This is a genomic window from Siccibacter colletis (assembly GCF_025914095.1).
GTDB classification, from domain to species: Bacteria; Pseudomonadota; Gammaproteobacteria; order Enterobacterales; family Enterobacteriaceae; genus Siccibacter; species Siccibacter colletis.
Map to the genome: position 1 here is coordinate 1 of NZ_CP074352.1, position 20,924 is coordinate 20,924.

Genomic DNA, 20,924 nt, shown 5'->3' on the forward strand with positions numbered 1-20,924 from the left:
CGCACGCCACCCCATCGTGGTCTTACCGGCGTGTGTCACACAATCATGAATGTTTCAGTCTTCGTCTTTAATTGTCGACTTTGTTCGAGTGGAGTCCGCCGTGTCACTTTCGCTTTGGCAGCAGTGTCTTGCCCGATTGCAGGATGAGTTACCAGCCACAGAATTCAGTATGTGGATACGCCCCCTACAGGCGGAACTGAGCGATAACACGCTGGCCCTGTACGCGCCAAACCGTTTTGTGCTCGATTGGGTCAGGGACAAATACCTCAACAATATCAATGGACTGTTAAACGATTTCTGCGGTACCGATGCGCCATTGCTGCGTTTTGAAGTGGGCAGCAAGCCGGCAACGCAGCCGCAGCGCGCGCCGGTAAACAGCCAGGCAGCACCCGCACAGGCGCAGGCCGTTCGCAGCGCGGCCCCCGCGCGTCCGAGCTGGGATAACATGCCCGCGCCCGCCGAGCCGTCCTACCGCTCGAACGTCAACCTGAAACACAACTTCGATAACTTCGTTGAAGGTAAATCGAACCAGCTTGCCCGTGCGGCGGCGCGTCAGGTGGCGGATAACCCGGGCGGCGCCTACAACCCGCTGTTCCTTTATGGCGGCACCGGGCTGGGTAAAACGCACCTGCTGCATGCGGTCGGTAACGGCATTATGGCGCGCAAGCCCAATGCCAAAGTGGTGTACATGCACTCCGAGCGCTTCGTGCAGGACATGGTTAAAGCGCTGCAAAACAACGCTATTGAAGAGTTCAAGCGCTACTACCGTTCGGTGGATGCGCTGCTGATCGATGACATCCAGTTCTTTGCTAATAAAGAACGATCCCAGGAAGAATTTTTCCATACCTTTAATGCCCTGCTGGAAGGCAATCAGCAGATCATTCTCACCTCGGATCGTTATCCGAAAGAGATCAACGGTGTGGAAGATCGTCTCAAATCCCGTTTCGGATGGGGACTGACGGTGGCGATCGAGCCGCCGGAGCTGGAAACCCGCGTGGCGATCCTGATGAAAAAGGCTGACGAAAACGACATTCGTCTGCCGGGTGAAGTGGCCTTCTTTATTGCCAAGCGCCTGCGCTCCAACGTGCGTGAGCTGGAAGGGGCACTGAACCGCGTGATTGCTAACGCCAACTTTACCGGGCGCGCAATTACCATCGACTTTGTACGTGAAGCGCTGCGCGATCTGCTGGCGCTTCAGGAAAAACTGGTCACCATCGATAACATTCAAAAAACGGTGGCCGAGTACTACAAAATTAAAGTGGCGGACCTGCTGTCGAAACGACGGTCGCGGTCCGTTGCCCGCCCGCGCCAGATGGCGATGGCACTGGCAAAAGAGTTGACCAACCATAGCCTGCCGGAGATCGGCGACGCTTTTGGTGGGCGCGACCATACCACTGTGCTCCACGCCTGTCGTAAAATCGAACAGTTGCGTGAAGAGAGCCATGATATCAAAGAAGATTTTTCCAATTTAATCAGAACATTATCTTCGTGACGCTATGAAATTTACCGTAGAACGTGAACATCTCTTAAAGCCGCTGCAACAGGTAAGCGGCCCGCTGGGCGGTCGTCCGACGCTGCCTATCCTCGGTAACCTGCTGCTGAAAGTCGCGGACGGTACGCTGTCGCTGACCGGCACCGATCTGGAAATGGAAATGATCGCGCGGGTGGCGCTGGTGTCGCCGCACGAACCCGGCGCGACCACGGTTCCGGCGCGTAAGCTGTTTGATATCTGTCGTGGTCTGCCGGAAGGGGCGGAAATCGCGGTGCAGCTTGAGGGCGACCGCATGCTGGTGCGCTCCGGGCGCAGCCGTTTCTCGCTCTCCACGCTCCCGGCGGCGGATTTCCCGAATCTGGACGACTGGCAGAGCAACGTTGAATTCACGCTGCCGCAGGCGACCATGAAGCGCCTGATTGAAGCGACCCAGTTTTCAATGGCGCATCAGGACGTTCGCTACTACCTCAACGGGATGCTGTTTGAAACCGAAGGCGAAGAGCTGCGTACCGTCGCCACCGACGGTCACCGTCTGGCGGTTTGTTCCATGCCTATCGGCGTATCGCTGCCCAACCATTCGGTGATCGTGCCGCGTAAAGGCGTTATCGAGCTGATGCGTATGCTCGACGGCGGCGAAAACCCGCTGCGTGTGCAGATCGGCAGCAACAACATTCGCGCTCACGTAGGCGACTACATCTTTACTTCCAAGCTGGTTGATGGCCGTTTCCCGGATTATCGTCGCGTACTGCCGAAGAATCCCGATAAACACCTTGATGCCGGCTGCGACATTCTTAAGCAGGCGTTTGCCCGCGCGGCCATTCTCTCGAACGAGAAATTCCGCGGCGTGCGTCTGTATGTCAGCCAGAACCAGCTGAAAATCACCGCCAACAACCCGGAACAGGAAGAAGCGGAAGAGATCCTCGACGTCGCCTACGAAGGCACCGAGATGGAAATCGGCTTCAACGTGAGTTACGTGCTGGATGTGCTGAACGCGCTGAAGTGCGAAAACGTGCGGATTTTGCTGACGGACTCGGTGTCGAGCGTGCAGATTGAAGATGCGGCGAGTACATCCGCAGCCTATGTCGTCATGCCCATGAGGCTTTAGAAAATATCGGGCTATCTTACTTGTTATTCTGGCTCCGGGCAGTGCTCGCAATCCTCACGTACTTCAGTACGCTCCGGTTGCTGCGCGCTGGCCGAAACCAGACTAACTGCGCCGATAACGCCCTGGCTAAGAATTGATCATGTCGCTATCCCGTCTACTCATCAAAGACTTCCGCAATATCGAGAATGCGGATCTCGCGCTTTCTCCCGGATTTAACTTCTTAGTCGGCGCTAACGGCAGCGGCAAGACCAGCGTGCTGGAAGCGATCTACACCCTTGGGCACGGACGTGCGTTCCGCAGTCTGCAGATTGGCCGGGTGATCCGTCATGAGCAGGAGGCGTTTGTGCTGCACGGACGTCTGCAGAATGACGAACGTGAAACCGCCATCGGGTTGACCAAAGATAAACACGGCGACAGCAAGGTGCGCATCGACGGCACCGACGGCCATAAGGTTGCCGAGCTTGCGTTGTTGATGCCGATGCAGCTGATTACCCCCGAGGGGTTTACTTTGCTCGGCGGCGGCCCCAAATACCGAAGAGCATTCCTCGACTGGGGATGCTTCCACAACGAACCGGGCTTTTTCGTCGCCTGGAGCAACTTAAAACGCCTGTTAAAGCAGCGAAATGCCGCGCTTCGTCAGGTGACCCGATACGCGCAGCTGCGGCCCTGGGATCAGGAGCTGATCCCGCTGGCCGAACAGATTAGCCAGTGGCGCGCCGACTACAGCGCGGCGATCGCCGCCGACATGGCCGATACCTGCGCACAGTTTTTACCTGAATTCTCCCTCACGTTCAGTTTCCAGCGCGGCTGGGAAAAAGAGGCGGATTATGCCGACGTGCTGGAGAAAAACTTCGAACGTGACCGGATGCTAACCTATACGGCGCACGGCCCCCATAAGGCGGATTTCCGCATTCGGGCCGACGGCGCGCCGGTGGAAGACACCCTGTCGCGCGGGCAGCTCAAGCTCCTGATGTGCGCGCTGCGTCTCGCACAGGGGGAGTTCCTGACGCGCGAAAGCGGAAGGCGCTGCCTGTATTTGATAGATGATTTTGCCTCGGAGCTGGATGACGCCCGCCGGGCCCTGCTTGCGAACCGGTTAAAAGCCACGCAGTCGCAGGTCTTTGTGAGCGCCATTAGCGCCGAACACGTAATGGACATGTCGGACAAAAATTCGAAGATGTTCACCGTGGAAAAGGGTAAAATAACGGATTAACCCAAGATAAATGAGCGAGAAACGTTGATGTCGAATTCTTATGACTCCTCCAGTATCAAAGTCCTCAAAGGGCTGGATGCGGTGCGTAAGCGCCCGGGCATGTATATCGGCGACACGGATGACGGCACCGGTCTGCACCACATGGTATTTGAGGTGGTAGATAACGCTATCGACGAAGCGCTCGCCGGTCACTGTAAAGACATCGTGGTGACCATTCACGCTGACAACTCTGTGTCCGTCTCGGATGACGGGCGTGGTATCCCGACCGGTATTCACCCGGAAGAGGGTGTGTCGGCGGCGGAAGTGATCATGACCGTGCTGCACGCCGGCGGTAAGTTCGACGATAACTCCTATAAAGTATCCGGCGGTCTGCACGGCGTGGGCGTCTCTGTGGTTAACGCCCTTTCCCAGAAGCTTGAACTGGTTATTCGCCGCGAAGGCAAAGTGCACCAGCAGGTGTACGAGCACGGCGTGCCGCAGGCTCCGCTGGCCGTCACCGGTGAAACCGAGCAAACCGGTACCGTGGTGCGTTTCTGGCCGAGCCTTGAAACCTTTACCAACGTTACCGAATTCGAATACGAAATTCTGGCGAAGCGCCTGCGCGAGCTGTCGTTCCTGAACTCCGGCGTTTCTATTCGCCTGAATGACAAGCGCGACGGCAAACAGGACCATTTCCACTACGAAGGCGGCATCAAAGCGTTCGTGGAGTACCTGAACAAAAACAAAACCCCGATTCACCCGAATATCTTCTATTTCTCTACAGAAAAAGACGGGATTGGCGTGGAAGTGGCGCTGCAGTGGAACGACGGTTTCCAGGAAAACATCTACTGCTTCACCAACAACATTCCGCAGCGCGACGGCGGTACGCACCTGGCGGGCTTCCGCGCTGCGATGACCCGTACCCTGAATGCCTACATGGATAAAGAAGGGTACAGCAAAAAAGCGAAAGTCAGCGCCACCGGCGACGATGCCCGCGAAGGCCTGATTGCCGTGGTCTCCGTGAAAGTGCCGGACCCGAAATTCTCCTCGCAGACCAAAGATAAGCTGGTCTCTTCCGAGGTGAAATCCGCGGTTGAGCAGCAGATGAACGAACTGCTGGCCGAGTACCTGCTGGAGAACCCGTCTGACGCGAAAATCGTGGTCGGTAAGATCATCGACGCGGCCCGCGCGCGTGAAGCGGCGCGTAAAGCCCGTGAAATGACCCGCCGTAAAGGCGCGCTGGATCTGGCTGGCCTGCCGGGCAAACTGGCGGATTGCCAGGAGCGTGACCCGGCGCTGTCCGAACTCTACTTAGTGGAAGGGGACTCCGCGGGCGGTTCTGCGAAGCAGGGCCGTAACCGCAAGAACCAGGCGATTCTGCCGCTGAAGGGTAAAATCCTCAACGTCGAGAAAGCGCGTTTCGACAAGATGCTCTCTTCGCAGGAAGTGGCGACGCTGATCACCGCGCTGGGCTGCGGCATCGGTCGCGACGAGTACAACCCGGACAAGCTGCGCTATCACAGCATCATCATCATGACCGATGCGGACGTCGATGGCTCGCACATCCGTACCCTGCTGCTGACCTTCTTCTACCGTCAGATGCCGGAAATCGTTGAGCGCGGCCACGTCTACATTGCGCAGCCGCCGCTGTACAAAGTGAAGAAAGGCAAGCAGGAGCAGTACATCAAAGACGATGAGGCGATGGATCAGTACCAGATCTCTATCGCTCTTGATGGCGCAACGCTGCACGCCAACGCCTCGGCACCGGCTATCGCCGGCGAAGCGCTGGAGAAGCTGGTTTCCGAGTACAACGCCGCGCAGAAAATGATTGGCCGCATGGAGCGCCGCTACCCGCGTTCACTGCTGAAAGAGCTGGTTTATCAGCCGACGCTGGCCGATGCCGATCTGAGCGATGAAGCGAAGGTAACGCGCTGGGTTTCCGCGCTCATCACCACGCTGAACGACAACGAGCAGCACGGCAGCCTGTGGAAATATGACGTGCGCGAAAACGCCGAGCTGAACCTGTTCGAACCGGTCGTGCGCGTGCGTACGCACGGCGTCGATACCGACTATGTGCTGGATCAGGAGTTCGTGCTGGGCGGGGAATACCGTCGTCTGTGCACCCTGGGCGAGAAACTGCGCGGGCTGATCGAAGAGGACGCGTTCATCGAGCGCGGCGAGCGTCGTCAGCCGGTCGCCAGCTTCGAACAGGCACTGGAGTGGCTGGTGAAAGAGTCCCGTCGCGGTCTGGCAATCCAGCGCTATAAAGGTCTGGGCGAGATGAACCCGGATCAGCTGTGGGAAACCACAATGGACCCGGAAAGCCGTCGCATGCTGCGCGTAACCGTTAAGGACGCGATTGCCGCTGACCAGCTGTTCACCACCCTGATGGGCGATGCCGTAGAACCGCGCCGCGCCTTTATCGAAGAAAACGCCCTGAAAGCGGCGAATATCGATATCTGATCATCGCTGTGGCGGGTGCGCCACGCTTCCACCCTGCGTCGCTGTTATGTCGCAGGGTGGATAAGTCTGGCGCACCCACCGTCATACGCTTCACTCCCGCCATTGAATAACCGGCACTTTTCCCGACCATTCCATCCCCCTTTCTTCCCCAGGCTGCTACTGTTTTTTGAACTAAATCGCGTTAGCATGCGGAAGGACTCATTTACGCAGGGGAACACATGGCTATCAAACTTATTGCAATCGACATGGACGGCACCTTACTGCTGCCCGATCACACCATTTCTCCCGCCGTTAAAAATGCGATTGCCAGCGCCCGCGAGCGCGGCATCAACGTCGTGCTTACCACTGGCCGCCCGTACGCCGGGGTGCACACTTATCTGAAAGAGCTGCACATGGATAAGCCGGGCGACTACTGCATTACCTATAACGGCGCGCTGGTTCAGAAAGCAGGAGATGGCAGCACCGTGGCGCAAACGCCGCTCAACTATGACGACTATCTGTTCCTCGAAAAGCTCTCCCGCGAGGTGGGCTCTCACTTCCACGCCCTGGATCGCAACACGCTCTATACCGCTAACCGCGATATCAGCGCCTACACCGTGCATGAATCTTTTGTCGCCACTATTCCGCTGGTGTTCTGCGAGCCGGAAAACATGGACCCGGATACCGCGTTCCTGAAGGTGATGATGATCGACGAGCCGGAGATCCTCGACAAAGCCATCGCGCGCATTCCGGACGAGGTGCGTGAGAAGTACACCGTGCTGAAAAGCGCTCCGTACTTCCTTGAGATCCTTAACAAGCGCGTGACCAAAGGCACCGGCGTGCACGCCCTGGCGGAAACGCTGAACATCAAGCCGGAAGAGGTGATGGCGATTGGCGATCAGGAAAACGACATCGCGATGCTGGAATATGCGGGCGTCGGCGTGGCAATGGACAACGCCATCCCGTCGGTGAAAGAGGTGGCTGATTTCGTGACCAAATCCAACCTGGAAGATGGCGTCGCTTACGCTATTGAGAAGTTTGCGCTGCAGTAACCACGGCGGTTACCCATCGGCCCCGATTATGCATCGGGGCTTTTTTTTGCCCTGAATATATTCTTGTGTCGTTTTTGTGATCAGGATTGTAGTACAACACAATATGATTGTACTACATTGTGATCATTAGGACGGCAAGTCATTGCATGTTTGTACTGCAAAGATGAGGCGAAAAGCGGCAGGCAGGGTAAAGTAGCTAAGGACACAACGTTCATAAGGACACGTCATGACCCTCACGAAAACTGACCGCATCATCGTCGACCTTGGCCGCCAGATCGTCAGCGGGAAATATGTACCCGGCGCGGCGCTGCCAGCAGAAGCAGAGCTGTGCGAAGAGTTTGAAACCTCGCGCAACATCATCCGGGAAGTGTTTCGCTCGCTGATGGCGAAACGGCTGATCGAGATGAAGCGCTATCGCGGTGCCTTTGTCGCCCCGCGCAACCAGTGGAACTACCTCGATACCGAGGTGTTGCAGTGGGTGCTGGAAAACGACTACGACCCGCGACTCATCAGCGCGATGAGCGAAGTACGAAATCTGGTGGAACCCGCTATTGCCCGCTGGGCAGCAGAGCGCGCCACCTCCAGCGACCTGGCACAGATTGAAGCGGCGCTGAACGATATGGTCGCCAACAACCAGGATCGCGACGCCTTTAATGAAGCGGACATTCGCTACCACGACGCGGTGCTTCAGGCGGTGCATAACCCGGTGCTGCAGCAGCTCACAGTGGCCATAGGCTCCCTGCAGCGGGCGGTATTTGAACGAACCTGGATGGGCGATGAGGCCAACATGCCGAAAACGCTCCAGGAACATAAGGCGCTGTTCGATGCCATCCGGCATCAGGACGGCGATGCAGCGGAGCAGGCGGCGCTCACCATGATTGCCAGCTCCACCCGAAGGCTAAAGGAAATCACATGACATCTCGCTACATCGCAATCGACTGGGGATCCACCAACCTCCGCGCCTGGCGTTACCAGGGCGACGAGTGCCTGGAGAGCAGGCAATCCGAAGCAGGCGTCACGCGCCTGAACGGCAAATCCCCCGACGCGGTGTTAGCGGAAGTGACCGAGGGCTGGCGCGATGAGCCGACCCCGGTGGTGATGGCGGGCATGGTCGGCAGTAACGCCGGCTGGAAAATCGCCCCCTACCTGCCTTGCCCGGCGCGGTTCAGCGCCATCGGCGAACAGCTGACGCCGGTTATCGACAACGTCTGGATAATCCCCGGTCTCAGCGTTAACCGCGACGACAATCACAACGTCATGCGCGGCGAAGAGACCCAGCTTCTCGGCGCGCGCGATCTGGCTCCGGCCTCGCTGTATGTGATGCCCGGCACCCACTGCAAATGGGTGCAGGCCGATGCGCAGCAGATCGTCGATTTTCGCACCGCCATGACCGGCGAATTGCACCATATCTTATTGCGCCACTCGCTGGTGGGCACCGGGCTGCCCGAGCAAACCGACAGCGCGGATGCGTTTGACGCCGGCCTGACGCGTGGCCTCAACGCCCCGGCACTGCTGCCGCAGCTGTTTGAAGTGCGGGCTTCTCACGTCCTCGGCTCGCTGCCTCGCGAGCAGGTGAGCGAATTCCTTTCTGGCCTGTTGATTGGCAGCGAAGTGGCGACCATGACCGCCGACGTTGCCGCTCAGCAGGTTATCACCCTGGTCGCCAGTCCGGCGCTTGCTCGTCGCTATCAGCGTGCTTTTGCCGCTATCGGTCGCGATGTGCAGGTCATTGACGGTGAACAGGCATTTCAGGCAGGCATAAGGAGCATCGCACATGCAGTGGCAAACTAACCTCCCGCTGATCGCCATCCTGCGCGGCATTACCCCCGACGAGGCGCACGCGCACGTCGCCGCGGTACTGGACGCAGGCTTTGACGCGGTCGAGATCCCCCTTAACTCCCCGCAGTGGGAACAGAGCATCCCCGCTATGGTCCGGGCGTTTGGTGATCGGGCGCTGATTGGCGCCGGAACGGTGCTGAAACCGGAGCAGGTGGATCAGCTTGCAGAGATGGGCTGCCAGCTCATCGTCACCCCGAATATCCAGCCGGAAGTCATTCGTCGCGCTGTAGCGCACGGCATGACCGTCTGCCCCGGCTGCGCCACCGCCACCGAAGCGTTTACCGCGCTGGACGCGGGCGCGCAGGCGCTGAAAATTTTCCCGTCATCGGCGTTTGGCCCGGACTACATCAAAGCGCTTAAGGCAGTACTGCCTGCGGATGTGCCGGTATTTGCCGTCGGCGGCGTGACGCCGGAGAACCTGGCGCAGTGGATGAAAGCAGGCTGCGTGGGTGCCGGACTGGGCAGCGATCTCTATCGCGCCGGGCAGTCCGTGGAGCGCACGGCGCAGCAGGCCGCAGCATTTGTTAAGGCGTATCAAGAGGCAGTGCAATGAAAATTACCAGACTGACAACCTACCGTTTACCCCCGCGCTGGATGTTCCTGAAAATCGAAACCGACGAAGGCATTGTCGGCTGGGGCGAACCGGTCATCGAAGGGCGCGCGCGCACCGTGGAAGCTGCGGTACACGAACTGGGCGAGTTCCTGATTGGCCAGGACCCGGCGCGCATCAATGACCTGTGGCAGGTGATGTACCGCGCCGGTTTCTATCGCGGCGGCCCGATCCTGATGAGCGCCATCGCCGGTATCGACCAGGCGCTGTGGGACATCAAAGGCAAAGTGCTCAACGCGCCGGTATGGCAGCTGATGGGCGGCCTGGTACGCGACAAAATCAAAGCCTACAGCTGGGTTGGCGGCGACCGTCCGGCAGAAGTGATCGCGGGCATCAGCAAACTGCGTGAAATTGGCTTCGACACCTTTAAGCTTAACGGTTGCGAAGAGCTGGGCGTGATTGACGACTCCCGTAAAGTGGATGCGGCGGTGAATACGGTGGCGCAGATCCGCGAAGCGTTTGGCTATGACATTGAATTCGGCCTCGATTTCCACGGTCGCGTCAGCGCGCCGATGGCAAAAATCCTGATTAAAGAGCTGGAGCCGTATCGCCCGCTGTTTATTGAGGAGCCGGTGCTGGCCGAGCAGGCGGAATACTATCCGCGCCTCGCCGCCCAGACCCATATTCCTATCGCTGCCGGGGAGCGTATGTTCTCGCGCTTCGAATTTAAGCGCGTGCTGGAAGCGGGCGGCATCGCCATCCTGCAACCGGATCTCTCCCACGCTGGCGGCATCACCGAATGCTTCAAAATCGCCGGTATGGCGGAAGCCTATGACGTGGCGCTGGCCCCGCACTGCCCGCTCGGGCCGATCGCGCTGGCCGCCTGTCTGCACGTGGATTTTGTCTCGCGCAATGCGGTATTCCAGGAGCAGAGCATGGGCATTCACTACAACCAGGGCGCAGAGCTGCTGGACTTCGTGAAGAACAAAGAGGACTTCTGCATGGAAGGCGGCTTCTTCAAACCGCTGATGAAGCCGGGCCTCGGCGTGGAGATCGACGAAGAACAGGTGATCGCACGCAGCAAAGACGTCAGCGACTGGCGCAACCCGCTGTGGCGGCACGAGGACGGCTCCGTCGCCGAATGGTAAATGCGCGTCATACTTCGCGCTGGTGATGCGTTGGCTGCGTTTTTGTCACCCGGCACGAATTATTTAGCGCATTCCGGTTCCGTTTTTTAAATAAAAAATCAAACCCACCCTCTGTAACTTACAGGGCATGGTGAGCGGCTTCGCCATGCCCAAAATCTGGAGACAGATTACGATGGATATTCCAGTGACTACTGCAAAACCCGGACGTCGTCGTTATGTCACCCTGGTGATGATCTTTATTACCGTGGTGATTTGCTACGTAGACCGCGCCAACCTGGCGGTGGCTTCCGCGCATATTCAGGAGGAGTTCGGCATCACTAAAGCGGAAATGGGCTACGTCTTTTCGGCTTTCGCCTGGCTCTATACATTGTGCCAGATCCCCGGCGGCTGGTTCCTTGACCGCGTCGGCTCGCGCCTGACCTACTTCATCGCTATTTTCGGCTGGTCGGTGGCTACCCTGTTCCAGGGCTTCGCTACCGGACTGATGTCGCTGATCGGCCTGCGTGCCATTACCGGTATCTTCGAAGCCCCGGCATTCCCGACCAACAACCGCATGGTGACCAGCTGGTTCCCGGAGCATGAACGCGCCTCGGCGGTGGGGTTCTACACCTCCGGGCAGTTCGTCGGCCTCGCCTTCCTGACGCCGCTGCTGATCTGGATCCAGGAGCTGCTGAGCTGGCACTGGGTGTTTATCGTCACCGGCGGCATCGGGATTATCTGGTCGCTGATCTGGTTTAAGGTCTATCAGCCGCCGCGCCTCACTAAAGGCATCAGTAAAGCCGAGCTGGACTATATTCGCGACGGTGGCGGCCTGGTGGACGGCGACGCCCCGGCGAAAAAAGAAGCTCGTCAGCCGCTGACCCGCGCCGACTGGAAGCTGGTGTTCCACCGTAAACTGATTGGCGTCTACCTCGGTCAGTTCGCGGTCACCTCAACGCTGTGGTTCTTCCTGACCTGGTTCCCGAACTATCTGACCCAGGAGAAAGGCATTACCGCGCTGAAGGCCGGCTTTATGACCACGGTGCCTTTCCTCGCCGCGTTCGTTGGCGTACTGCTCTCCGGCTGGGTAGCAGACCGTCTGGTGCGCAAAGGTTACTCGCTGGGCATCGCGCGTAAAACGCCGATTATCTGCGGGCTGCTGATTTCCACCTGCATCATGGGCGCGAACTACACCAACGACCCGATCTGGATCATGACCCTGATGGCGGTAGCGTTCTTTGGTAACGGCTTTGCGTCTATCACCTGGTCGCTGGTCTCCTCGCTGGCACCGATGCGCCTCATCGGCCTGACCGGCGGCGTCTTCAACTTTGTTGGCGGCCTCGGCGGCATCACCGTTCCGCTGGTGATTGGCTATCTGGCGCAGGACTACGGTTTTGGCCCGGCGCTGGTCTATATCTCCGCCGTCGCGCTGATCGGCGCGCTCTCCTACATCCTGCTGGTGGGCGACGTGAAACGCGTAGGCTAAATCCCCGGCATAGGCTACCCTGAAGCCCGTCATGGCTTCAGGGTATCCCAATGAAACAGCTCACCTTTGCAGCGCGTCACCATCAGCTGACCAACATCAATACCTGGACTTCAGACAGCCGCTGGCTGGCGTTTGACGTTCGTCCTTCCGGAGCATCGTTTACCGGACAAACCATTGAACGCGTGAATGTCGAAACCGGCGAGGTGCAGGTGATCTACCGCGCCCCGCAGGGCGCGCACGTCGGCGTGGTGACGGTCAATCCCCAGCGCGATGAGTACGTCTTTATTCACGGCCCGGAGAACCCGGACGCCAGCTGGCAGTACGATTTCCATCACCGTCGCGGCGTGGTGGTGCGCGACGGCGCGGCCACCAATCTTGATGCGATGGATATCACCGCCCCCTACACCCCCGGCGCGCTGCGCGGCGGCAGCCATGTGCACGTCTGGAGCCCGGACGGGCGCTACCTGAGCTTCACCTATAATGACCACGTGCTGCACGAGCGTGACCCGGTGCTCGACCTGCGCAACGTCGGTGTGGCGCTGCCCTGGGGGCCGGTGACGGTGCCCGGTCATCATCCGCGTGAATATGACGGCAGCCACTGGTGCGTGCTGGTCAGCCAGACCACTCCAACCCCTGCGCCCGGCAGCGACGAGATCAACCGCGCGTATGAAGAGGGCTGGATCGGCGAGGAGGGCTATCGCCGGGCCGACGGTAGCTGGCAGCCGCGTGCGCTGGCGTTTATCGGCGATACGCTGTCGCTAAACCATGAAAAGGTGCCTGAGCTGTTTATTGTCGATCTGCCGGATAACCCGCAAGCGTGGCAGACGCCGGGTGACGCCCCGCTGTGCGGCACGGACACCACCCTGCCAGCCCCGCCTGCGGGCGTGACGCAGCGCCGCCTGACCTTTACCCATTCGCGCCGTTATCCGGGTCTCGCTACCGTCCCGCGCCACTGGGTGCGCAGTAACCCGCAGGGGACGGAGATCGCCTTTTTGATGTGCGACGAGCGCGGCGTGGCGCAGCTGTGGCTAATCTCACCGCACGGCGGCGAACCGCGGCAGCTGACGCGCGAAGCAAGCGGGGTGGAGTCGGCGTTTAACTGGCATCCGTCCGGCAGCATGCTGGGCTTTGTCAGCGGCGGGCGGATAGTGCTGTGTGATGCGGTAACCGGCAGCGTTTTTGCCCTGACGGAACATCACGACGCACCGCCGTCGGCAGATGCGGTGGTCTTTTCCCCGGACGGGGCGATGATTGCCTGGATGCAGGAAGTGGACGGTTTCCGTCAGCTGTGGGCTACGGAAACCGGCTTATAAATCAGGGCGCAGGTGGGATCACGGAGTTAGTGGCGAGCGCCTCGCGCTCGCTTTTGCGCACTCTGGAGCGCACCGAGTTGTCTTCGCGGAACGCATCCCACGGCAGCAACAGGGTATCGAGTAAGGCGGTAAATGGCATATCCAGCGCCACCAGCGGCTTCACTCCCCAACTGGTCTCACCGTTCTGCAACAGCTCAAAACTGGCGCGGGTACCTGGATAGTAACCCTCTTCGCCGCCTGTGTGTGTCATAACGCTGGAACAGCCGCAGAGTACGAAACCGCAGGCGCCAGCCAAAAATTTGCCAGGAACGTTTTTCATCATCATAGATATCATTTTGTAGGCATCAATGCGCCGGTGACGAAGGTTATACCACCGGCATCAGGAATAAGTAGTCCGCCGTTGCTACGCTGTGGTGATCGTCGCAGTTGTTATGTGAACCTGTCCTGTTCAGTCTACGCAAAGATATGTAAAGCGCCAAAAAAACACACTCATTAGATCTTGAAACGCCTGAAAGCGCACCCATTTTGAGAATGTAGACAACGGAAGCACGCCGACAGGGTGCTTACCTGGACCGCCTGTCCGGTTACCGGAAGGCAATGTAATTTCTCGCTGATTTCAGGAGTCTGTTTTATGCGTAATTTCGATCTCTCCCCGCTTTATCGTTCCGCCATCGGTTTCGATCGCCTGTTCAACCTGCTGGAAAACAACCAGAGCCAGAGCAACGGCGGCTACCCTCCGTATAACGTTGAACTGGTAGACGAAAACCACTACCGCATTGCGATTGCCGTCGCCGGTTTTGCCGAAGGCGAACTGGAGATCACCGCGCAGGACAACCTGCTGGTGGTGAAAGGCTCCCACGCGACCGAGCAGAAAGAGCGTACCTATCTCTACCAGGGTATCGCCGAACGCAACTTTGAGCGCAAATTCCAGCTGGCGGAAAACATTCAGATCCGCGGCGCTAATCTGGTGAACGGCCTGCTCTATATCGACCTTGAGCGCGTTATTCCGGAAGCGAAAAAACCGCGCCGTATCGAAATCAATTAATGATTCGGGTCGCGAAAGCGGCCCTGAAAAATGTGCTTGCCGAACGGGAGCACTGGCGAACCTGCGTTCGCTATTAACCTGCACCTTTTCCCCGCGGCTTAGTGCCGAACCGGGAATCCGTGCGAACTCGCTTCTCAGAAGGAGACAGACCATGACTATTCGTAACTACGATTTATCTCCGCTGCTGCGTCAATGGATCGGCTTTGACAAACTGGCAAACGCCCTGCAAAGCACCGCTGACAGCCAGACCTTCCCGCCTTATAACATCGAAAAAAGCGACGATAACCACTATCGCATTACGCTGGCGCTGGCGGGATTCCGTCAGGAAGATCTGAACGTCCAGCTGGAAGGGACACGGCTGACCATCTCCGGTACGCCGGTAAAACCGGAAAAAGAGCCGAAATGGCTACATCAGGGGCTGGTATCCCAGCCGTTCAGCCTGAGCTTTACGCTGGCTGAACATATGGAAGTCTCCGGCGCGACCTTCACCAACGGTCTGCTGCACATCGACCTGGTGCGCAACGTGCCTGAAGAGATCGCCCCGCAGCGCATCGCCATCAGCGAGCGCCCGGCGCTCAACAGCTAACCGGCTGATGTAAAAAACAAAGGCTCCCGACGGGAGCCTTTTTTGTTTGCCGGACGCGAACATCTGGTCACTTCCCGGCCAAAGCCAGTACACTTCCTGCAACCGTGACGTACAGGAGTGAGCATGAAAACCACCTTGCCGGGCGACGCGCCGGACTACCGCTTTTCGCTGGCCAATGAACGCACCTTTCTGGCGTGGATCCGTACCGCGCTGGGCTTCCTTGCCGCCGGCGTTGGGCTGGATCAGCTGGCCCCCGAATTCACCACGCCATTGCTGCGGGAGAGCCTGAGCCTGCTGCTGTGTCTGTTCGCCGGCGTGCTGGCGCTGTATGGCTATCTGCGCTGGCTGAACAATGAAAAAGCGATGCGCCTGAAGCAGGACATGCCCTACACCGGGATGCTGAAGCTAATAAGCGTGGTGATGGCGCTGGTAGCGCTCGCCATGATAGTGCTGGTGCTCTATGGCCGATAGCCGCCGGGCGCGGCGACTGGCGGACCCAGGCCTGCAGCCGGAGCGGACGTCGCTGGCGTGGCTGCGCACCCTGCTGGGTTACGGCGCGCTGCTGGCCCTGGCGCTGCGCCAGAAAGGCCCGGAAGCGGACATCTGGCTGTGGGGTGTGCTGCTGGCGCTGATGCTGGTGACCGGGCTGCTGTGGCGCTACGCCCGCCAGCGCAATCTGATGGACGTGGCGGTGAGCGACTTCACTTCCACGCGGTCAATGCGCGCGCGGCTGATCGTCGCGCTGGCGGTGGTCGCCCTGTCACTGCTTTTTGTCGCTACCCATCTGCGGGCAATCCTTAGGTTACTGTCTTAGACCGGCTGCTGATGTTGCTCATCGCGCGCCGCCAGCGGCAGCCAGCAGAGCAGGATCAGCATTCCCGTTGCGGTCATCAACATGCCGAGGCTGCCCTGGCCCTGCTGCGGAAGCTGGGCGGAAACCCAGGCCAGCAACCCGGCACCGGTATTTTGCAAACCACCAATCAGCGCCCCGGCGGTGCCGGCAAGAAACGGGAACGGCTCCATCGCGCCGCTGGTGGCAAGCGGAAACAGCATCCCGGCCCCGAAGAAGAACAGCGCGGCCGGAACCAGCAACGTCCAGACGTTCATCACCCCGAACCAGGCGGGCAACCACATCAGCACGCCAGCGATAAGGCAGCTCAGCACGCCCTGCCACATCATGCCGGTAAAGCGTTTCGTCTGACGACCGGCAAACCAGGCCCCGAAGAACGCCGCTGGCACCGGCAAAATAAACAGCACGCTGACCGCAAAGCTGCTGAACCCGAGACCTGCGCCCAGCAGCACGCCCGCGCTGGCTTCAAACACCGCGATCCCGGCCAGTGCGCCTATCAGCATCAGCAGATAACAGGCAAACGACGCGCGGCTGAACAGCATGCGGTAGCTGGTCAGCAGTTGAGTGCGGGGCGCATCCGCCGGACGGGTTTCCGGCATCCAGCGCGCCATGCTGAACGTCACCACCACGCACAGCGCCAGCAGGAATCCATAGCAGGCGCGCCAGCCCCAGACCGTACCGAGCAGGCCGCCAATCAGCGGAGCCAGCAACGGACTGACCAGAATCCCCATGTTCAGCAGGCTGTTCGCTCTGCGCAACCCGGTGCCGGAATAGAGATCGCGTGGCATAGTGCGGGCCATCACCCCGCCCACGCCGGTGCCCACACCCTGCAGGGCGCTGGCGGCAATCAGCACCGTCAGGCTTGAGGTGTACAGCGCCAGCACGGTTGCCAGCATAAATATTGCCATCCCGAAGAGGATCACCGGGCGACGCCCGATGCGGTCGGCAATCGGCCCGTAAACCAGCTGGGAAATGCCATAGGTAAAGAGGTAGGCCGCCATCACGCGCTGGACTTCGCCGTCGCGCACGTGGAAGTCATACGCCATATCCGCTACTGCCGGGATCCAGATGGTTTGTGCCATCTGGCCTACCGCCACCAGCAGCACCAGCATCAGCATCAGGTTCAGGTTATTGTTCGTTTTCATTTCGATGAATACTTTATGAAATCTCAGGAACGGAGCATAAGGTTCTGGATAAATAGCTAAATGCGAGTGAAATCTACCACAACCGCGGCGACCTTCCACTCAGGCGCGAAGATATATCAGGACGTAGCAGGCAGGATTAGTACACGCTTTCGGCAAGCAATGTTGCCAGCGGCTCAGGCAAGCCGCAGCAGCATAGCGCCAGCCGCGATACCGCAGATGGCGAGGATGCGCAGTCCGCGCAGGTGTTCTTTAAGGATAAAGAAGGCCAGCAGCGCGCCGAACAGGATTGAGGTTTCGCGCAGCGCCGCCACGATCGCCAGCGGCGCCTGAGTCATCGCCCACAGCGCCAGGCCATAGGAGCCCATCGTACCTACACCGCCGAGCACGCCTTTTTTCCAGTGGCGCGCCATGTAGTGCGACACCTCGCGGCGACGGGCGACCATCGCCCAGGCCAGCAGGCAGAAGCCGTTCATCAAAAAGGTCCACAGCGTGTAGCCCAGCGCTGTGCCCGAGAGGCGCACGCCGGTGCCATCAACCAGCGTATAACCGGCGATAAAACAAGCATTGCACAGCGCCAGCACGATCCCACGCCGGGAGCGGGCGCGGCCGTTGAATGCCATCAGCAGAATGGCGCAGCAAATCACGGCGATACCGAGCCAGGCCAGCGGCGACAGGCTGTCATGCAGCGCCAGCACGCTAATAACTGCCACCAGCAGCGGTGCGGTGCCGCGCATTAAGGGGTAGGTCTGGCTCATGTCCGATACCTGATAGGTCTTCGCCACCAGCACGGTATATACCACCTGCAGGGCGCAGCTAACTGCCAGATACGGTGCGCTTTCCCAGCTCGGCTGTGGGGAGAACGGCAGCAGGATGAGGGCGATCAGTGCCGCCGAACCGCTGACGCTAATGGCGGCATAGAGTTTATCGCTGCCGGCTTTAACGATGGCGTTCCAGGTGGCGTGCAGCAGGGCGGCAAACAGCAGAACGCAGAATACGGTCAGGGTCATAGTGATGCGCGCGGAGGTTAATGTAATAAAAATGTAACACAACGGGCGACAACGCGACCAGCGGGAGATTATTAAAGAGGGGCGGTTGCCCGCCCCTCTTAGTTGCGGCTTGAACCTGATTCAGCGAAAGAACTTCAGGACAGCATCAAGCAGTTGCAGTACAGCAACAATGAGTTTCAGGATAAGAATTGCCAAATCCACTCCGCCCATACGCGTCTCCTCAGGTAAAGGAGCACCAGCTGGCTTACCTCTCCGCCGCCTGTAACCAGCTGTTTTGTTGGCGTAACACAGTGTGCTCTCTCGGGGCTAAGGCACTGACGGCACCACCCGTTTCAGCCAGGACTTGTATTGCGCCCGTATACACGCGGCCCCCGTATCGCACCTCTGCGTCAGCCAAACCAGTATAATAAAGTACTGTATAAATGAACAGTATATATTCGACAAAAAAGGTGGCCTCGCCCATACTCTGTATGGCTCACCAGGCGGCGCTAAAATTGCAGCCAGGCTAAATTCGTCGTATAGTTACGCTGTTGACGTAACACAGTGTGCTCTGCGGTTACCACCCGCAAGTCCTGAATAAAAACCTCGCTCCGGCGGGGTTTTTTGTTTTCGGTCCTCCCCCTACCTTTTCTGGTAGGTTATTTCACATTATTAACCTCTTTCTCACCCCTTCTGGCACCGCGGTTACTTAAGTAAAACCGTTGATTAAGCGAAATTTTTTGCGCCCACGGCCCGGCTTAAACCCCTGAATCTGGCACTAATCGGAAAATGGTTTCGTTAAAGCCACATTTATTTACACAACTTCACAGTTCCCCTATCATCGCGGCGTTTGTTTAGTTATTAAGCACCTGTGTATTTAAAAAGAGATGTTCCAGGGATGACGCACTGCATGTTCTCAGGGGAAGCCCTGGATAAAAAAACGCCGTTTTATCGGGCGCTTCTGACCATTGCGATGGTGGTTTCCCCTGCGCTTTACGCCGCCCCCGCCCCCACGGCCGCCCCGATGCCTGCCGCCGCCGCTGCCCAGGCCACACCGCCTCAGCGGATGCTGGAAAACCGTGGCGAGACGCTGTTCCAGAATCAACAGCAGCGCCAGCGTGCGCTGGAAGAAACCCTGACACCGCCAACCCCGGATGTCCGTCTTTCTCCCCCGGCTTCCTCGTTCGGACGTATCACCTTTGAACCGGAAACCCCCTGTTTCCGGATTGACCGGGTTGAGCTGAGCGGTCAGGAGGCGTTGCCCCACTGGCTGCCGCTCCAGCGTCTGGCGCGGCAGGGTGAAGGGCACTGCCTCGGCGGGAAAGGCATCAACCTGCTGATGAGCACTCTGCAAAACCGGCTTATCGATCACGGGTACATCACCACCCGCGTACTGGCCCCGGATCAGGACTTAACCCGCGGCACTTTGTCGCTGGTGATCCTGCCAGGACACGTTCGCGAGGTGAAACGCACCCCGGACAGCGACCGCTATCTGACGCTTTACAGCGCCTTCCCGGCTCACGCTGGCAACCTGCTTGACCTGCGCGATATCGAACAGGGGCTGGAAAACCTGCAGCGTTTGCCGACGGTGGAAGCGAGCATGGAGATCGTGCCTGGCGAGCAGCCGGGCGAGAGCGATATCGACGTGAAATGGCAGCAGAGCAAGATGTGGCGTCTGGGCGCGTCGCTGGACGATTCCGGCTCGCGCAGCACCGGGCGCTATCAGGGCGGCCTGACCCTGTCGCTGGATAATCCGCTTTCCCTGAGTGACCTGTTCTACATCTCCGGCTCGCGCAGCCTGCACGATCGCGGCGACAAGGGCAGTAAAAACGTCACCACGCATTACTCTGTGCCGTTTGGTTACTGGATGGCGGGCGTAACGTACAGCGACTACGACTATCGCCAGACCGTCGCGGGCCTGAACGAGGACTACCGCTACAGCGGGAAACGCAAAAACCTCGACGTCCAGCTCAGCCGCGTGCTGCACCGCAGCGGTACGCAGCGGACGACCCTCACTGCCGACGTCCTCACCAGCGAGTCGCGCAACTTTATTGATGATACCGAGGTGCAGGTACAGCGCCGTCAGACCGCCGGCTGGCGTCTGGGGCTACAGCACCGTCACTACATTGGTCAGAGCACCCTGGATGCGGGCGTCAGCTATCAGCGCGGCACCCGCTGGTTCGGCGCGATCCCGGCCCCGGAAGAGTACAGCGGTGAAGCCACCGCGCTGAGCAAAATCGTCTCGCTGAATGCCGGGCTGGACGTGCCGTTCATGCTATACGGTCAGTCGTTCCGCTACAACGTGCAGTATCAGCGCCAGATGAGCTCCACGCGCCTCACTCCGCAGGAGGAGTTCGCCATCGGTAGCCGCTGGTCGGTACGTGGCTTCGACGGGGAGCGCACCCTCAGCGCCAGCCGCGGCTGGTTTGTGCGCAACGATCTGGCCTGGCAAACGCCGCTCCCGCAGCAGGAGTTGTATGTAGGTGCCGACTACGGCGAAGTCGGCGGCAGCACCAGCAACGGCTTGCTGATCGGCAAACATCTGGCAGGTGGCGTGGTGGGCCTGCGCGGGAACGCGTTTAACACCGGCTACGACCTGTTCGCAGGGGTGCCGTTCTCCCGACCCGACGGCTTCCAGACCAGCCACTACACGCTCGGTTTCAGCCTGAACTGGAGTTACTGATTTACGCTTTTCGTGGCGGCCCGGCGCTGCC

General features: G+C 59.2%; 20 protein-coding genes. 16 read left to right on the top strand and 4 right to left on the bottom strand.

The window, feature by feature from the left end:
- Nucleotides 1–100 precede the first annotated feature (100 nt).
- From dnaA to KFZ77_RS00055, 11 genes are all read left to right on the top strand, one after another.
- Entirely contained in the window at nucleotides 101–1,492 is a 1,392-nt protein-coding gene (gene dnaA / locus KFZ77_RS00005) for a chromosomal replication initiator protein DnaA (protein ID WP_031522255.1), read from the top strand.
- 4 nt (nucleotides 1,493–1,496) lie between these two features.
- On the top strand, nucleotides 1,497–2,597 hold the full coding sequence (gene dnaN, locus KFZ77_RS00010) for a DNA polymerase III subunit beta (protein ID WP_031522254.1): 1,101 nt from the start codon (nucleotides 1,497–1,499) through the stop codon (nucleotides 2,595–2,597).
- A 139-nt stretch (nucleotides 2,598–2,736) separates the two neighbouring features.
- Complete coding sequence (recF, locus tag KFZ77_RS00015) at nucleotides 2,737–3,810, top strand: DNA replication/repair protein RecF (protein ID WP_264386220.1); 1,074 nt, start codon at nucleotides 2,737–2,739, stop codon at nucleotides 3,808–3,810.
- A gap of 27 nt (nucleotides 3,811–3,837) precedes the next feature.
- Nucleotides 3,838–6,252, top strand: a complete 2,415-nt coding sequence (gyrB, locus tag KFZ77_RS00020; RefSeq protein ID WP_031522250.1) for a DNA topoisomerase (ATP-hydrolyzing) subunit B — start codon at nucleotides 3,838–3,840, stop codon at nucleotides 6,250–6,252.
- 218 nt (nucleotides 6,253–6,470) lie between these two features.
- Complete coding sequence (gene yidA / locus KFZ77_RS00025) at nucleotides 6,471–7,283, top strand: sugar-phosphatase (RefSeq protein WP_031522249.1); 813 nt, start codon at nucleotides 6,471–6,473, stop codon at nucleotides 7,281–7,283.
- 226 nt (nucleotides 7,284–7,509) lie between these two features.
- Complete coding sequence (gene dgoR, locus KFZ77_RS00030; RefSeq protein WP_031522246.1) at nucleotides 7,510–8,199, top strand: D-galactonate utilization transcriptional regulator DgoR; 690 nt, start codon at nucleotides 7,510–7,512, stop codon at nucleotides 8,197–8,199.
- Complete coding sequence (locus KFZ77_RS00035; protein WP_264385105.1) at nucleotides 8,196–9,074, top strand: 2-dehydro-3-deoxygalactonokinase; 879 nt, start codon at nucleotides 8,196–8,198, stop codon at nucleotides 9,072–9,074. Before dgoR ends, KFZ77_RS00035 begins: the two co-directional genes overlap by 4 nt.
- Nucleotides 9,058–9,675: a 2-dehydro-3-deoxy-6-phosphogalactonate aldolase gene (locus KFZ77_RS00040; protein ID WP_031522243.1), complete on the top strand. Its 618-nt coding sequence runs from the start codon at nucleotides 9,058–9,060 to the stop codon at nucleotides 9,673–9,675. Before KFZ77_RS00035 ends, KFZ77_RS00040 begins: the two co-directional genes overlap by 17 nt.
- Nucleotides 9,672–10,820, top strand: coding sequence for a galactonate dehydratase (gene dgoD, locus KFZ77_RS00045; protein WP_031522241.1), 1,149 nt, complete (start codon nucleotides 9,672–9,674; stop codon nucleotides 10,818–10,820). The genes KFZ77_RS00040 and dgoD overlap by 4 nt, the downstream gene beginning before the upstream one ends.
- A 127-nt stretch (nucleotides 10,821–10,947) precedes the next feature.
- The gene (locus tag KFZ77_RS00050; protein ID WP_169738119.1) at nucleotides 10,948–12,285 is read left to right on the top strand and encodes an MFS transporter; all 1,338 of its coding nucleotides are present in this window, start codon (nucleotides 10,948–10,950) and stop codon (nucleotides 12,283–12,285) included.
- Between the two features lie 50 nt (nucleotides 12,286–12,335).
- Nucleotides 12,336–13,598, top strand: coding sequence for a DUF3748 domain-containing protein (locus KFZ77_RS00055; RefSeq protein ID WP_264385106.1), 1,263 nt, complete (start codon nucleotides 12,336–12,338; stop codon nucleotides 13,596–13,598).
- A 1-nt stretch (nucleotide 13,599) separates the two neighbouring features.
- On the opposite strand, the gene KFZ77_RS00060 is transcribed toward KFZ77_RS00055, so the two are convergent.
- Nucleotides 13,600–13,920 carry a YceK/YidQ family lipoprotein gene (locus KFZ77_RS00060; RefSeq protein WP_031522236.1) on the bottom strand — a complete coding sequence of 107 codons (321 nt, stop codon included), beginning with the start codon at nucleotides 13,918–13,920 and terminating at the stop codon, nucleotides 13,600–13,602.
- A gap of 309 nt (nucleotides 13,921–14,229) precedes the next feature.
- Between KFZ77_RS00060 and ibpA the strand changes: the two genes are divergently transcribed.
- The 4 genes from ibpA (at nucleotide 14,230) to KFZ77_RS00080 (ending at nucleotide 16,043) form a co-directional block, all read left to right on the top strand.
- On the top strand, nucleotides 14,230–14,643 hold the full coding sequence (gene ibpA, locus KFZ77_RS00065) for a small heat shock chaperone IbpA (protein WP_031522234.1): 414 nt from the start codon (nucleotides 14,230–14,232) through the stop codon (nucleotides 14,641–14,643).
- Nucleotides 14,644–14,800: 157 nt separating this feature from the next.
- On the top strand, nucleotides 14,801–15,229 hold the full coding sequence (ibpB, locus tag KFZ77_RS00070; RefSeq protein WP_031522232.1) for a small heat shock chaperone IbpB: 429 nt from the start codon (nucleotides 14,801–14,803) through the stop codon (nucleotides 15,227–15,229).
- A gap of 123 nt (nucleotides 15,230–15,352) precedes the next feature.
- On the top strand, nucleotides 15,353–15,700 hold the full coding sequence (locus KFZ77_RS00075) for a YidH family protein (RefSeq protein ID WP_264385107.1): 348 nt from the start codon (nucleotides 15,353–15,355) through the stop codon (nucleotides 15,698–15,700).
- Entirely contained in the window at nucleotides 15,690–16,043 is a 354-nt protein-coding gene (locus KFZ77_RS00080) for a DUF202 domain-containing protein (RefSeq protein ID WP_264385108.1), read from the top strand. The genes KFZ77_RS00075 and KFZ77_RS00080 overlap by 11 nt, the downstream gene beginning before the upstream one ends.
- On the opposite strand, the gene emrD is transcribed toward KFZ77_RS00080, so the two are convergent.
- The 3 genes from emrD to tisB form a co-directional block, all read right to left on the bottom strand.
- Nucleotides 16,040–17,224, bottom strand: a complete 1,185-nt coding sequence (emrD, locus tag KFZ77_RS00085) for a multidrug efflux MFS transporter EmrD (protein ID WP_264385109.1) — start codon at nucleotides 17,222–17,224, stop codon at nucleotides 16,040–16,042. The two genes, KFZ77_RS00080 and emrD, sit on opposite strands and share 4 nt — an antisense overlap.
- 173 nt (nucleotides 17,225–17,397) lie before the next feature.
- Nucleotides 17,398–18,231: an EamA family transporter gene (locus KFZ77_RS00090; RefSeq protein ID WP_264385110.1), complete on the bottom strand. Its 834-nt coding sequence runs from the start codon at nucleotides 18,229–18,231 to the stop codon at nucleotides 17,398–17,400.
- A gap of 120 nt (nucleotides 18,232–18,351) precedes the next feature.
- Nucleotides 18,352–18,441: a type I toxin-antitoxin system toxin TisB gene (gene tisB, locus KFZ77_RS00095; protein ID WP_055725979.1), complete on the bottom strand. Its 90-nt coding sequence runs from the start codon at nucleotides 18,439–18,441 to the stop codon at nucleotides 18,352–18,354.
- Nucleotides 18,442–19,276: 835 nt separating this feature from the next.
- On the opposite strand from tisB, the gene KFZ77_RS00100 reads away from it, so the two are divergent.
- On the top strand, nucleotides 19,277–20,893 hold the full coding sequence (locus KFZ77_RS00100) for a ShlB/FhaC/HecB family hemolysin secretion/activation protein (RefSeq protein WP_264386221.1): 1,617 nt from the start codon (nucleotides 19,277–19,279) through the stop codon (nucleotides 20,891–20,893).
- Nucleotides 20,894–20,924 lie beyond the last annotated feature (31 nt).